Here is a 13382-nt window from a genome sequence, read left to right as displayed (position 1 = left end):
TCGGCCGGTCAGCAGCCGATGCGCTGGGTGGACAGGGCGATGTCGTCGATCCAGAGGTCGAACTCACCCGGGGTGGTGCCGCCCTGGTAGAGCTGCCAGCCGATCTTCACGGTGTTCACCTTCGGCAGGATGAAGGGCACCTGGTTGCCGCCGTGCTGATCGGTGGAGGCGGTCAACTCCGGGTTCGCCACCCCGTCGATCCACACCGTGACCCGGTTGTCCCTGGGGTCGAGCTTCCATTCGAAGCACTGCCAGGTGTCCTCGACCACCGGGGCGGACTCGCGCCAGTTGGTCCAGTCGCCGGTCGGCCCGCCGTCGGCGCCCACCCCCCAGAAGATTCCCGGGACGGTGGGGGCGTACTGGCCGCCGATCGGTCGGACGATCTCCGAGCTGCCGGTGCCGGTCGCCTCCACGAGGGTGAAGTGCGCCCAGTCCGGTGCGGTCGGGAAGGCGTCGACCCGCAGCCGCATCCGGCCGTAGAACCGGTTGCCCGGTGCCTCGAAGTCGTCTACCCGCAGGAAGGCCCGCCCGTTGTCCACGGTGTGGATGTGCAGCACCTTGTTGCCCCGGCGGGCCTGTTCCACCGTCAGGGTGCCGTTGCGGGTGTCGATGCCCCAGTTCAGGCTGCTGGCGCCGCCCCGCGGCAGCCGTTCGAAGTCCTCGCAGAAGAGCAGGTGGCGCGGGCACGACTTGTGCGGTGCGGCGCTGGCGGCGGACGGGACGCTGCCGGCCGTGACGCCGAGCATCAGGGCGGCGGTCAACGCGGCAAGAAACTTACGCATGGCTCCTCCATGGCTTGGTCTCCCCGCGCGGCGACCGATCGGCCACCCTTGGGAGCGTTCCCATATATAGCAGAGATTCGATCGGGCCGGGTTCCCGCGTCGTCCGCCGACACGGCCAGGGGGTAGCGCGGCGCTGGTCGGGGCGGACGGGGCAGTATCGTTTCGCCGATGCACATCCGTTTCGAGGTCCCCGCCGACCCCAGCTATCCAGGGCGGGTGGCCGCCGTGCTCAGCAGCGTCGGACTACGCAGGTACGGCTATGTCGGCGCGGTGCTGGCCGGGGTCGGAGTCCTCGGTCTGATCGCCTCGCTGGGGTCCTCGTGGATCGAGCAACTCATGCCGCTGTGGGTGTCGATGACCCTGGGTGGCCTGCTGGCGATGCTGTACGCCCCCTTCGTGCGGCTGCGGGCCCGACGTCGCTCCGGCCGCTACGCCGTCGACGGGGCCTACGACATCACCGAGGACAACATCATGATGCGCAGCGGCTCGGAGTCCGGCGGCATCGCCTGGGAGGGGGTCACCCGGGTGACCGACACCCCGGACTTCTGGGTGGTGTTCGTCGGCGGGATGCCGGCGACGGTGATCCCCCGCCGCCTGATGTCCGCCGAGGACGCCGAGACCTTGCGGGCCTTCATGGTCGACCGCGGGCTGCTCCAGCCCCGATGAGACGGCGGGGCCGGCCCGGCGCTGGTCACCGCAGCCAGGCCGCGCCCCGGTCGAGCACGACCCGGCCGGCGCCGTCCAAGACCTGAAAGGCGGCGCCGAGGGGGCGGCGCCAGATGCGGACCGTCAGGGTGGTGCCCGGGTACACCGGTGCGGTGAAGCGCGCGTCGATGCCGCGCAGTCGGGCCGGGTCTGCGGCGACCGCGTGCAGCAGGGCACGTCCCGCGTAGCCGTACGTACAGAGCCCGTGCAGCAGCGGCTGCGGCAGGCCGGCGCGTTCGGCCACCCTCGGATCACTGTGCAGGGGATTGCGGTCGCCGCTGAGCCGATAGAGCAGGGCCTGATCGCGGGGCACCGGGTAATGGATCTCGTGGTCCGGCGCGGTGACGGGGACGGTCCGCACCGGGGCGGGGGCCCGGTCGCCACCGAAACCACCCGCACCGATGACGAAGAAGCCCGCCGTGGCGGTGGCCAGCGGACGCCCCTGCCCGTCACGGATCCGGGAGACCACGCGGACCAGAGCGCCGCTGCCCTGGTCGTGTACGGCGGTGACGGTGGCGGTGGTGCGGGCCGTACCGGCGACGGGCAGTTCGCGGTGCAGCCGGAGGGACTGTTCGGCATGACGGACGGCCGCCGGGTCGCCGAGCGGGGGCGGGTCGGCGGCGAACAGGGCCGCGAAGGTCGGCAGTACCGCCTGCGGGTGACCGGCGGAGTTCTCGGTGGTGAAGCGCAGCTCGGCGGCGGGGTCCTGCTGCCCGGCACCCACGCCGAGGGCGTACAGCAGGGCGTCCGTGCCACTCCAGTGCCGCTCGGCGACAGATCGCCAGCGGAGCAGCGAGGCGGGGTCGAGGCCCGCTCCGAAGGTCTCGGGGTCGGCACTCAGAGCCACTGGAACCTCGATTCTGCCTCTGGATCTATCAAACTGCTGGTCAGCGGGTGATTGAGCTCTTGACTGTGTGCTCGACAGCACAGTACCGTCCCACATTAAGCAACACGGACCACCATATGAGCCAGTCGAAGGACTGAGGTAGCCATGAAGATGCGCACGTTGCGGGTAGCAGCCGCGGCCCTGCTGATTACGGTCGCCGGAGCCGCATGCGCGGAGAACCAGACGGCAGACGGCTCCGGTGGCTCCGCCGCCGAACCGTCCGCCAACGTCACGTTCGGTGTGGGGGTCGACCCGGCCTACTCGCCGATCTACCTCGCCGACCAGGACAAGCTGTTCGCCGCGTCGGGGGTCAACGTCACCGTGACCCAGTTCCAGGAGGGCACCGGCGGACTCGACGCGATCCTGGCCAAGCAGGGTCAGTTCACCGCCAGCACCGAGTCCAGCCTACTGAACCGGGCCACCCGCGGCGATATCAAGGGCCTGGCCGTCTTCTCCCAGTCGCCCAGCTTCATCAAGCTCGTCGCCCGCGACGGAATCGCCGACGTCACCGGCATCAAGAAGTACGGCGTGGTGCCCGGCACGGTCAACGAGTACGCCACCAACAAGGTGCTCGCGGCCAAGGGCATCAGCCGGGACTCCGTCGAGTTCGTCAACGCCTCCCCGGCCGAGATGCCGGCGCTGCTGCAGCGCGGCGACGTCGACGGCTACATCATGTGGGAGCCGTGGCCCTCGCGCGGCGTCGCCAACGGCGGCAAGATCCTGCTCACCAGCGGCGACATCGGCTACGTCTACAACCTCGTGATCGGGGTGGACGGCGCCTGGTACGAGGCGAACAAGGACGCCGCCAAGAAGGTCGTCGAGACCATCGGCCAGGCCTGCGAGCAGCTCACCGCCGACCCCGCCAAGGCCGGCGCGGTCACCGAGAAGGCGATCAAGGTTCCGGCCGCCGAGGCGGAGAACCTGCTCAAGGGCGTGGAGTGCAAGGTCCGCGACTTCACCGACGAGGACCTCAAGCGCTACGCCGAGATCGCCCAGTTCCAGCAGGACAGCAAGATCGTGGAGAAGGCGGCCGACCCTGCGTCGGTGATGATCAGGGGTCTGGTGTGACCTCCCACGACACCCGTACGGCAGCCTCGCCCGGCCGGTCGTCCTCGACCGGCCGGGGCGGGGCCCCCGTCTCCCTGCGTGAGGTCGACATCCGCTTCGGCGATTTCGACGCGGTACGCGGGGCGACGCTCGACATCGCGGCAGGCGAGTTCGTCTGCCTGCTCGGACCCAGCGGTTGCGGCAAGTCCACCCTGCTCAACGCGGTCGCCGGATTCGTCACCCCGGCCGGCGGCGAGGTCACCTGCGGCAACGCCCCGGTCACCGGCCCGGACGTGTCACGCGGTGTGGTGTTCCAGAGCGCGGAGGCGCTGTTCCCCTGGTTGACCGTCCGGCAGAACGTCAGCTTCGGTCCCCGGATGCGGCGTATGCCGAAGGCGCAACGCGCCGCCGTGGAGGACCGCTACCTGGCGATGGTCGGGCTCAGCCACAGCGCGGACAAGTTCCCCAGCCAGCTCTCCGGCGGCATGCGGCAGCGGGCCCAGCTGGCCCGGGTGCTGGCCAACGAGCCCTCCGTCGTCCTGATGGACGAGCCCTTCGGAGCCCTGGACGCGCAGACCCGGCTGGTCATGCAGGTCGAGCTGGACCGGATCTGGCGCGACACCGGCGCCACCATCCTGTTCGTCACCCACGACATCGGCGAGGCGATCCTGCTCAGCGACCGCATCGTCACCATGACGGCCGGTCCGGCCGCCGCCATCAAGAACGTCTACCCGTGCGACCTGCCCCGACCGCGTGACCTCACCGACCCGGCCAGCGCCGCCCTGTTCCGGCAGCTGCGCGAGGACATCGGCGAGGAGGTGGCCCGGACCCTGCGGGCCCAGGGGCTCGACGACGGGCACGACGGCCGGTCGACCGGCGATCAGAAAGGGGCGGGACGATGACCGTCGACGTACGCACCGACCCGGCGCCGGCCTCCGTCGCGCCGCGTCGCCCGGCGCGGCGGCGTGGCGCCAGGCCCCGGCTGACCCGGATCGGGCTGTCGGTGCTCTCCGTGGCCCTCGGCATCCTCGTCTGGGACCTGGTCAGCCGCAACTACACCGCGTTCTTCCTGCCGTCGCCGATGCTGACCTGGCAGGGCGCCGTCGACCTGGTCCGGGACGGCACCCTCTCGGACTCGATCACCGCCTCGTCGACCCGCATCCTGACCGGTTGGGCCCTCGGTGTCGTGATCGGTGTGCCGGTGGGGCTGCTCATGGGCTGCATCCCCTGGCTGCGACTGATGCTCGACCCGTACATCCAGTTCTTCCGGTTCGTGCCGCCGATCGCCTTCGTCACCCTGGCGATCATCTGGCTCGGCCCGGGCGAGGCATCCAAGGTCGCGCTGATCTTCTACACCACGGTCTTCATCGTCGCCCTCAACACCCTTGCCGGGGTGCTGGCCGTCGACGAGCTGCGGTTGCGGGCCGCCCGCGCCCTGGGCGCCTCGCCGCTGCGCAGCCTCGTGTCGGTGGTGCTGCCGTCCACGGTGCCGCACGTCGTCACCGGTGCCCGGCTGGCCATGGGCAACTCGTTCCTGACGATCGTCTCGGCGGAAATCGTCGCGGCGCAGAGCGGGTTGGGCTCGCTGATCTGGACCGCCCGCAACTACGCCAAGACCGAGTGGGTCTTCGTCGGCATCCTCGCCCTCGGACTGCTCGGCTACCTCTTCGACTGGATCTTGCGCACCGTCACGCGGACCACCCTGCGCCGCTACGGCGTCACCTTCTGACGCCGCCACCGCACACCACCGCCGGACGGCCGGTCCCCCCTCTCCACGAAAGGCACTTCCGCATGCTCTGCATCGGCGTCGACATCGGCGGCACGTTCACCGACGTGATCGTCTACGAGCCGGCCACCGCACGGCTCGCCGAGGCGAAGACCCTGTCGACGCCACACGATCCCGCAGCGGCGATCTTCGAAGGGCTGGCCAAGCTCGGCGTCTCCCTGGACGCGGTGGACCGCTTCGTGCACGGCACCACGCGGGTGACCAACGCCCTGCTGGAGGGCTCCGGCGACCCGGTCAGCGTGGTCACCACCGACGGCTTCCGCGACGTGCTGGAGATGGGCCTCGGGCACCGGCCGCAGCTCTACAGCGTCAAGGAGGCGGCACGTCCCTCGCTGGTGCCCCGCTCCCTGCGGCACACGCTGCGGGAGCGGGTCGCCGCCGACGGCTCGGTCATCGAAGCGCTCGACACCGGCCACCTGGACGAGGTCCTGGACCGGGTCGCCGCCGCCGGTCCGGGCACGGTCGCGGTCTGCCTGCTGCACTCGTACCGCAACCCGGCCCACGAGCGGGCCGCGGCGCGACGGCTCGCCGAGCGCTACCCGAACCTGGTCTGCACGGTCTCCTCCGACGTGGTGCCGGAACAGGGCGAGTACGAGCGGTTCGCCACCACGGTGCTCAACGCCAGCGTCCGGGGCACCGTCGCGGACTACCTGCGCGGGCTGGGCACCGCCCTGGCCGGCGCCGGCTACCTGCATCCGCTGTCGATCATGACCAGCAGCGGGGGTGTCGTCTCCACCGACGAGGCCAGCCGCCTGCCCATCAACCTGGCGCTGTCCGGCCCGGCCGGCGGGGTCGCCGCCGCCGTCTACGTCGCCGGTCTGGCCGGCTACTCGAACGTGATCACCTGTGACATCGGCGGCACCAGCACCGACGTCTGCCTGATCAAGGACGGCGCGCCGTTGATGACCAGCGACGGAACGATCGCCGGCTACCCGAACCGCACCTTCCAGGTCGAGATCAACACGATCGGGGCGGGCGGCGGTTCCATCGCCTGGCGTGACCTCGGCGGCGAGCTGCGGATCGGGCCCCGCAGCGCCGGCTCCACCCCCGGCCCGGCCTGCTACGGCCGCGGCGGCACCGAACCGACCACCACCGACGCCCACCTGCTGGTCGGGCACCTCGACCCGCAGGAGAGTCTGGGCGGTGAGGTACGGCTGGACCCGGCACCCGCCCAGGCGGCCACGGCGGTGCTCGCCGAGCAGCTCGGGCTGGACGCGATGGAGTTGGCGCACGGCATCCTGCGGCTGGCCACCATCAAGATGACCAGCGCAATCAAGGAGATCTCCGTGGCCCGCGGCCACGACCCGCGCGACTTCGTGCTGATGCCGTTCGGCGGAGCCGGTCCGATGCACGCCACCGCCCTCGCCGACGAGCTGGGCATCAGCCGCGTGCTGGTGCCGCCGGTGCCGGGCAACTTCTCCGCCCTGGGGTTCGTCACCGCTCGCGCTCGCCACGACTACGTGCGTACCGTCCTGGCCGCCGCCGACGAGTCCGGGCTGGCCGCAGCGCGGGCGGTCGTCGCCGAGTTGGAGGACGCCGCCCGGGCGCAGCTCAAGGCGGAGGACGGGATCGAGGCGGACCAGGTCTCGTTCGCCCTGACGGTGGGCATGCGTTTCCGCGGCCAGAGCCACCACCTGGCCGTCGCGGTGGACGGCCTGCCCGCCACCGCCGAGGACCTGGTCACGGCCTTCCACGAGGCGTACGCCGAGCGGTACGCCTACGTGCGCACCGACCACCCGGCCGAGATCGTGAACTGCCGGCTGACCGCCTTCGGGCCCAGCCCGGTGGTGCGCTTCGCCGCCCCTTCCGGCGGCGAGGCCCAGCCGGAGCAGACCCGGCTGTACGGGCCGGACGGCTGGGTGGACGCCGCCGTGTGGCGGCGCACCGACCTGGGGCCCGGTGTCCGGGTGACCGGCCCGGCCGTGGTGCGGGAGAACGGCAGCACCACCGTCGTCGGGGCCGGCTGGAGCGGCGCGGCCGACGAGCACGGCAACCTGCTGCTCACCCGGGACTGACCATGGCGCCACTCGCCCTCGACGCCGTGCTGCTGGACGCGGCGGCACGGCACCCGGACCGGCCGCTGTACGCCTTCGCGGAGCTGGACCGCCCGGTCACGTACGCGGAGTTCGCCGAGCTGGCGGGCCGGGGAGCGGCCGTGCTGGCCGCCCACGGCATCGGTCGCGGTGACCGGATCGCGGTGTGGTCGGAGAACAGCCTCGCCTGGCTGACCCTGCTCGCGGCGGCGGCTTGGCGCGGCGCGGCACTGGTCACCCTGCACCCCGGTCTGACCGGGGCGGAACTGGCCGAGGCGGTGGCCCGCGCCCGTCCGCGCCGGTTGTTCGTGGCCGGTCGGATCCGCGACCGGGACGCGGTCACCGAGGCGGTCGCCGCGCTGGCCGGTGCGCCGTACCCGCCGGAGGGCATCCACCCCCTCGGTGACGACGGCGGCCGGGAGGCACTGGCGGGGTTGCCCGGCTGGGCCGACCCGACGCCGGAACCGGCCGGTGACCCCGACGCGGTGCTGAACATCCAGTTCACCTCGGGTTCCACCGGGCCGGCGAAGATGGTGACACTGAGCGCCCGGAACCTGGTACGCAACGCGCAGTGGACGGCCCAGGCCGCCGGGCTGCATTCCGGCGACGTCCTCGCCTCACCGCTGCCGTTGGCGCACGCCGCCGGTCTGAGCAGCGGCGCGGTGCTCGCGCTGGTCACCGGGGCACTGTGGGTGTCGACCCGCCGGTTCCGCTCCGAGACGGTGCTGGAGCTGATCGAGCGGCACCGCTGCACCGTGCTGCAGGCCGTCCCGACGATGGCCACGATGATCGCCGACCGGATCGAGGCCGAGCCGGACCGATGGGACATCTCCTCGCTGCGGGTCGGCTTCCTCGGCGGCGCGCCGTGCCCGCCCGCGCTGCGGGAGCGGACCGTGCGTGTGCTGGGCCTGGACCGGGCGGCCGTCGTCTACGGCCAGACCGAGGCCGGTCCCACCATCAGTGTCGACCCGGGCGACGGCAATTGTGCCCCGGTCGGGCTGACCGTCGGGCGGATCGTGCCCGACCTCGAGGCGGCCGTGGTGCGACCGGGCACCCGGCAGCCCGTGCCGTCGGGTGAGGCCGGGGAGCTGCTGGTGCGCGGCGAGTCGGTGACCGCCGGCTACCTGGACGACCCCGCCGCCACCTCCGCCGCCCTGACCTCCGACGGCTGGCTGCGCACCGGCGACCTCGGCGCGCTCAACGCCGAGCGGGTGTTCGCCCTCACCGGCCGGGTCAAGGAACTCATCATCCGCGGCGGCGAGAACGTCAGCCCCGCCGAGGTGGAGGCCGTGCTGCTCGAACACGACACCGTGGGTCAGGCGTGCGTGCTCGGCGTGCCGTCGACCCGCTGGGGTGAGGAGGTCGGTGCCCTGCTGGTCGCCGCGCCCGGCGCACGGCTCGACATCGACGACGTGCTCGCCGCCGTCACCGGGCGACTGGCCCGACACAAGCTGCCCACCCGGGTACGCGCGGTCGCCCACCTGCCGCTGCTGCCGTCCGGCAAGGTCGACCGGCGCGCCGCGCTGACGCTGTTCGAGGGGGAGAACTGATGCAGCTGGGCTCGTGTTTTCTCGATTCGCTGACGGTCACCAGCTTCTTCGGCAACGCCGAGATGCGCGGGGTGTTCAACGACCGGCAGCTCATGCAGTCCTGGCTGGACGTGGAGGCCGCGCTGGCCCGCGCGCAGGCGTCACTGGGGATCATCCCGCAGTCCGCCGCGGAGGCCATCTCGGCGTCGGCCCGGCTGGAGAAGCTGGACACGGCGGCCCTGGCCTCCGATGCCGAGGACACCGTGCACCCGCTGGTGCCGCTGGTACGCGCCCTGACCGCAGCCTGTCCGGGCGACGCGGGACGTTACGTGCACCTGGGCGCCACCACCCAGGACGTGATGGACACCGGGTTCGTGCTGCGGGCCCGGGCCGGGCTGGACATCGTCGGCCGCCAGCTCGACGAGTTGGTGCGGCTGCTGCGGCGGTTGGCGCTGCGGCACCGCAACACCCCGATGCCGGCGCGTACCCATGGCCAGCAGGCGCTGCCGACGACCTTCGGGCTGCGGCTGGCGGTGTGGCAGAGCGAGTTGCAGCGCCACCGGGCCCGGCTGCGGGAGATGCGCGCCCGGTTGCTGGTGACGAGCATGGGCGGGGCGGCGGGCACCATGGCCGGGTACGGGCCGCAGGCGTTCGCGCTGGAGCGGGCCGTCGCCGAGGAGCTGGGTCTGGGGGTGGCGGACACCCCCTGGCATGCCACCTCCGACCGGTTCGCCGAGTGTCTGATGGTGCTGGGCCTGGTGGCGTCCAGCGGCGAGAAGCTGGCTCGGGAGGTCTACTTCCTGGGTCGTACCGAGGTCGGTGAGGCGTACGAGCCGCAACGCGCTACCCAGGTGGGCAGCAGCACCATGCCCCACAAGCGCAACCCGATCCGCTGCGAGGCCGTGATCGCGGCGGCCGGCACCCTGCGGGCGCAGGTGCCGCTGGCGCTGCAGACCATGGTCGCGCAGGACGACCGGGACATGGGGGTCGGCATGACCCTGTGGAAGCTGCTGCCGGAGTGTTTCATCCTCATCGGGGGTGTCCTGGAACGTCTGGTGGAGGTCTTCGGTGACCTGGGCGTGAATCCGGACCGGATGCGCGCCAACCTGGACATCACCGGCGGGCTGGTGCTGTCCGAGGCGGTGATGCTGCGGCTGGCCGGCCCGCTGGGCCGTGAGCAGGCACACCACCTGGTGATGCGGGTGGTACGCGACAGCCTGGAACAGGGTCGCCCGTTCGCCGAGATGCTGCGCACCGACCCGCAGGTCGCCGCCGCCCTGTCCGGCGAGGACATCGCCGCACTGCTCGATCCCCTGTCGTACGTCGGTCACGCCGCCGCCCTGGTGGACCGCGCCCTGCTCACCTCGGAGTCGCCCTGATGAACGAACCGTCCGTGTTGCTGGATCGGGCCGGTCGGCTGGCCCGGATCACGCTGAACCGCCCGCACCGGCGCAACAGCTTCGACCTGGCGATGCTGGCCCGCTTCGAGGACGTGCTGCACGAGGTGGGTCGGGACTCCGAGGTGGAGGTGCTGGTGCTCACCGGAGCCGGGTCGGCGTTCTGCGCCGGCACCGACCTGGACGAGTTGGCCACCCTGGACGCGGCCACCACCATGCAGGTGCAGCGTCGTACGGCCGAGTTGGTGGAGCGCTGGTACCGGATGGAGCAGACCACGGTGGCCGCGTTCAACGGTCCGGCGATCGGTTCCGGGGCGGTGCTCGGCCTCGCCGCCGATCTGCGGCTGGCCGCCGACAGTTGCTTCTTCACCTTCCCCGAGGTCACCTTCGGCATCCCGCTGACCTGGAGCGGCATGGCGATCCTGGCCGATCTGGTCGGCGCGGACCGGGCGAAGCGTTGGCTGCTGCTGGGCGATCGGATCGGCCCGGTCGAGATGCTGCGGCACGACCTGGTCACGGCGGCGGTGCCGGCGGAGGAGTTGGACACGGCCTGCGAAGCGATCATCGAACGGCTGCTGGCCGTCTCGCCGGTGGGCCGGTCGATGACCAAGCGGGCCGCACGCCTGGCCGGGCCGAGGTTCGAGGCGGCGGCCAACGACTCCTATCTGGGGGCGCTGAGTGTCGCGTTGCGGCCGGCGGGGGCGTACCCGAAGGGCGGGAAGTCGTGAAGGTGTACCAGTTGCTGGCGGACGCGCTGGTCGCGCAGGGCGTCGACACGGTGTTCGGGCTGCTCGGCGATGCCAACATGTTCCTGGTCAGCGACCTGGTGGCCCGGCACGGGGTGCGGTTCGTGGCGGCCCGTAACGAGAACGCCGCCGTGATGATGGCCGACGGGTACGCCCGGGCGACCGGTCGGTGCCCGGTGGCCACGGTGACGCAGGGCCCGGGGTTGGCCGTGGCGGGTGCCGCGCTGACCATCGCCCGCCAGGCGGGTACCCCGCTGGTGCTGGTCGCGGGCGACACCCCGCCCGGCGACCCGCAGCACGTGCAGAGCTTCCCGCAGCAGCCGTTCGCCTTGGCCACGGCCGGTCAGCTGGTGCCGGTGGTGGCCGCGGCGAACGTGGCCCGTGACGTCGCCACGGCGTTCCGGCTGGCCCGCTCAGCCGGTGGGCCGGTGGTGTTGAACGTGCCGATCGACCTGCAGGACGAGGAGGTCTCCGACGACCTGCCGCCGCCGGTCGCAGTGCACACCGTACGCCGGCCGGGGCCGCCGGCCGCGCACCCGGACGACGTGGCGATGCTCGCCGCGTTGCTCCAGAAGGCCGAACGGCCGGTGGTGCTGGCCGGGCGGGGCGCGGAGGCGGCTGCGGCGGCGGTACGGGAGTTGGCGGATCGCAGCGGGGCGGTGCTGGCCACCACCCTGCTGGCCGGAGGTCTCTTCGCCGACCATCCGTACTGCCTGGGGGTGGCCGGTGGGCTGGCCCGACCGCTGACCCGGCAGGTGTTGGGCGAGGCGGACCTGGTGGTCGCGTTCGGCGCCGGGCTCAACCGGTGGACCGCGGACCACGGTCGGCTGTTCGGCCAGGCCAGAGTGGTGTGCGTCGACATCGACCCGGCGGCGTTGGGCGACCGCTGGCCGGTGGATGTGCCGGTGGTGGGCGACGCGGAGACGGTCGCGGCGGCGGTGTCGGCGGCCCTGCCGGTGATCCCCCGACCGCAGTGGCGGTCGGCGGAGTTGGCGCGGGAGGTGGCGGCGGCCGACGCGTTCGCCGGGCTGGAACCGTTGCGGGCGCCGGACCGGATCGACCCGAGGGTCTTCATGCGGGTGTGCGCCCGCCGACTGCCACCACACCGCACCACGGTGGTGGGGGTGGGGCACTTCGGCGGCTGGCCGAACCTGCTGCTGGATTCACCGGCGACGGACCGGGCGCTGATCGCCCCGTGGGAGTTCGGCAGCATCGGCGTGGGGCTGCCGTTCGCGGTGGGTGCCGCGGTGGGCCGCCCGGACCGGCCGGTGGTGGCGTTCGAGGGCGACGGCAGCCTGCTCACCGGGCTCGGTGAGCTGGACACCTTGGCCCGTACGGGCGCGGCCGTGCTGTTGATCGTCCTGGACGACTCGGCGTACGGGGCGGAGGTGCGCAAGCTGCGTCCGCGTGGGGTGGATCCCTCGCTGGCCCGCTTCCCCGAACGTGACCTCGCCGCGGTGGCCCGGGCGCTGGGTGTGCCGGCCTGGACGGTGACGGACGAGGCCGGTGCCGACGCCGCGTTCGACGCGGTGCTGCCGGTCACCGGCCCCGCCCTGCTGCACGTGCGGGTGCACCCGGACGTCGTGCAGGAACACTTCTGAGCCGGTCAGTCCCCCCAGACCGCACCCACGCCATGACCCATCTGACGCGACAACTCGTTCGCCGTGCGTACGGCGGCGGCGGCCAGTTCGGCGACCCGGGTCTCGTCGAGGCGGAAGATCGGCCCGGAGATGCTGATCGCGGCGGTGACCTGGCCGAGCCGGTCCCGTACCGGCGCGGCGACGACCCGCAGGCCCTCTTCGCTCTCCTCGTCGTTGAGGGCCCACCCCTGCTCGCGGACCTGGTGCATCCGCTTGGCGAGGGTGTCCAGGTCGGTGATGGTGTTCGGGGTCAGCGGCGTGAACTCGGTGTCGGCGAACATGGCGCGGATCTGCTCGTCGTTCAGGTCGAGCAGCAGGGCCTTGCCGGCCGCGCTGCACCACAGCGGGATGCGTCGACCGAGGCGGGAGACGAGCTGCACGTTGCGGGTGCCGCGCTCGATGTAGATCGACAGGGCATCCAGCTCGTCACGGATGGACAGGTTGACCGACTCCCCCTCGTCCTGGGCGAGCTGGTGCAGCAGCGGCCGGGCCAGGGCGTGCATGTCGAGCCCTTCGAGGAAACGGGCGCCCAGCTCGAAGACGGTGACCCCGAGCCGGTAGGCCCCGGTCTCCTCGTTGCGTTGCAGGAAGCCGGTGTCGGCGAGCGCCCGGAACAACCGGCTGGCGGTCGACTTGTGCAAGCCCAGCTCGCGGCTGACGTCGCTGACCTTGCGCTCGACGCTGCCGCCACGGAAGGCCAGCAGCACGCTGAGCGCACGGTCGAGCGCCTGGGTGCCCGATTCCCGGGCGGCCGGTCCCTCCGCAGCTGGGGACAGTTCTCCGACCTGCGACATCTTGCTTCCCACCTTCTCCGTTGCTATTGTTTCACAA

Annotated in this window: 12 protein-coding genes; 9 read left to right on the top strand and 3 right to left on the bottom strand. The window is 72.2% G+C overall.

Annotated features, from left to right (window positions below):
* Positions 1-8: 8 nt before the first annotated feature.
* A complete protein-coding gene (locus tag ACGFIK_RS15325; RefSeq protein WP_327026391.1) occupies positions 9-782 on the bottom strand; it encodes a hypothetical protein in 774 nt (257 codons plus the stop codon).
* A 168-nt stretch (positions 783-950) separates the two neighbouring features.
* On the opposite strand from ACGFIK_RS15325, the gene ACGFIK_RS15320 reads away from it, so the two are divergent.
* A complete protein-coding gene (locus ACGFIK_RS15320; RefSeq protein ID WP_327026392.1) occupies positions 951-1448 on the top strand; it encodes a YcxB family protein in 498 nt (165 codons plus the stop codon).
* Between the two features lie 25 nt (positions 1449-1473).
* Here ACGFIK_RS15320 and ACGFIK_RS15315 read toward each other — a convergent pair whose 3' ends face one another.
* On the bottom strand, positions 1474-2334 hold the full coding sequence (locus ACGFIK_RS15315; protein WP_327026393.1) for a MaoC/PaaZ C-terminal domain-containing protein: 861 nt from the start codon (positions 2332-2334) through the stop codon (positions 1474-1476).
* A 144-nt stretch (positions 2335-2478) separates the two neighbouring features.
* On the opposite strand from ACGFIK_RS15315, the gene ACGFIK_RS15310 reads away from it, so the two are divergent.
* From ACGFIK_RS15310 to ACGFIK_RS15275, 8 genes are all read left to right on the top strand, one after another.
* Positions 2479-3441 carry an ABC transporter substrate-binding protein gene (locus ACGFIK_RS15310; protein WP_327026395.1) on the top strand — a complete coding sequence of 321 codons (963 nt, stop codon included), beginning with the start codon at positions 2479-2481 and terminating at the stop codon, positions 3439-3441.
* A complete protein-coding gene (locus ACGFIK_RS15305; protein ID WP_327026396.1) occupies positions 3438-4322 on the top strand; it encodes an ABC transporter ATP-binding protein in 885 nt (294 codons plus the stop codon). Before ACGFIK_RS15310 ends, ACGFIK_RS15305 begins: the two co-directional genes overlap by 4 nt.
* A complete protein-coding gene (locus tag ACGFIK_RS15300) occupies positions 4319-5149 on the top strand; it encodes an ABC transporter permease (RefSeq protein WP_327026397.1) in 831 nt (276 codons plus the stop codon). The genes ACGFIK_RS15305 and ACGFIK_RS15300 overlap by 4 nt, the downstream gene beginning before the upstream one ends.
* 62 nt (positions 5150-5211) lie before the next feature.
* A complete protein-coding gene (locus ACGFIK_RS15295) occupies positions 5212-7221 on the top strand; it encodes a hydantoinase/oxoprolinase family protein (protein WP_327026398.1) in 2010 nt (669 codons plus the stop codon).
* A gap of 2 nt (positions 7222-7223) precedes the next feature.
* Positions 7224-8789 (top strand): class I adenylate-forming enzyme family protein, encoded by a 1566-nt coding sequence (locus ACGFIK_RS15290; RefSeq protein WP_327026399.1) that lies wholly within the window; start codon positions 7224-7226, stop codon positions 8787-8789.
* Positions 8789-10147, top strand: a complete 1359-nt coding sequence (purB, locus tag ACGFIK_RS15285; protein ID WP_327026400.1) for an adenylosuccinate lyase — start codon at positions 8789-8791, stop codon at positions 10145-10147. The genes ACGFIK_RS15290 and purB overlap by 1 nt, the downstream gene beginning before the upstream one ends.
* Entirely contained in the window at positions 10147-10893 is a 747-nt protein-coding gene (locus ACGFIK_RS15280) for an enoyl-CoA hydratase/isomerase family protein (RefSeq protein WP_327026401.1), read from the top strand. Before purB ends, ACGFIK_RS15280 begins: the two co-directional genes overlap by 1 nt.
* Positions 10890-12512 carry a thiamine pyrophosphate-binding protein gene (locus ACGFIK_RS15275; protein ID WP_327026402.1) on the top strand — a complete coding sequence of 541 codons (1623 nt, stop codon included), beginning with the start codon at positions 10890-10892 and terminating at the stop codon, positions 12510-12512. The genes ACGFIK_RS15280 and ACGFIK_RS15275 overlap by 4 nt, the downstream gene beginning before the upstream one ends.
* A gap of 5 nt (positions 12513-12517) precedes the next feature.
* On the opposite strand, the gene ACGFIK_RS15270 is transcribed toward ACGFIK_RS15275, so the two are convergent.
* Positions 12518-13345, bottom strand: a complete 828-nt coding sequence (locus ACGFIK_RS15270) for an IclR family transcriptional regulator (protein ID WP_327026403.1) — start codon at positions 13343-13345, stop codon at positions 12518-12520.
* Positions 13346-13382 lie beyond the last annotated feature (37 nt).

Origin of the sequence: Micromonospora sp. NPDC048871 (assembly GCF_043198155.1) — a bacterium.
In the GTDB taxonomy this organism is placed as follows: Bacteria; Actinomycetota; Actinomycetes; order Mycobacteriales; family Micromonosporaceae; genus Micromonospora.
Note: the sequence above shows the minus strand (reverse complement) of the source record. Positions and strands in the feature narration are given on the sequence as shown.

Coding starts and splice junctions, on each gene's coding strand:
- ACGFIK_RS15300 (WP_327026397.1), top strand. CDS start 4,319: ATGACCGTCGACGTACGCACCGACCCGGCGCCGGCCTCCGTCGCGCCG.
- ACGFIK_RS15280 (WP_327026401.1), top strand. CDS start 10,147: ATGAACGAACCGTCCGTGTTGCTGGATCGGGCCGGTCGGCTGGCCCGG.
- ACGFIK_RS15320 (WP_327026392.1), top strand. CDS start 951: ATGCACATCCGTTTCGAGGTCCCCGCCGACCCCAGCTATCCAGGGCGG.
- ACGFIK_RS15270 (WP_327026403.1), bottom strand. CDS start 13,345: ATGTCGCAGGTCGGAGAACTGTCCCCAGCTGCGGAGGGACCGGCCGCC.
- ACGFIK_RS15290 (WP_327026399.1), top strand. CDS start 7,224: ATGGCGCCACTCGCCCTCGACGCCGTGCTGCTGGACGCGGCGGCACGG.
- ACGFIK_RS15295 (WP_327026398.1), top strand. CDS start 5,212: ATGCTCTGCATCGGCGTCGACATCGGCGGCACGTTCACCGACGTGATC.
- ACGFIK_RS15310 (WP_327026395.1), top strand. CDS start 2,479: ATGAAGATGCGCACGTTGCGGGTAGCAGCCGCGGCCCTGCTGATTACG.
- purB (WP_327026400.1), top strand. CDS start 8,789: ATGCAGCTGGGCTCGTGTTTTCTCGATTCGCTGACGGTCACCAGCTTC.
- ACGFIK_RS15325 (WP_327026391.1), bottom strand. CDS start 782: ATGCGTAAGTTTCTTGCCGCGTTGACCGCCGCCCTGATGCTCGGCGTC.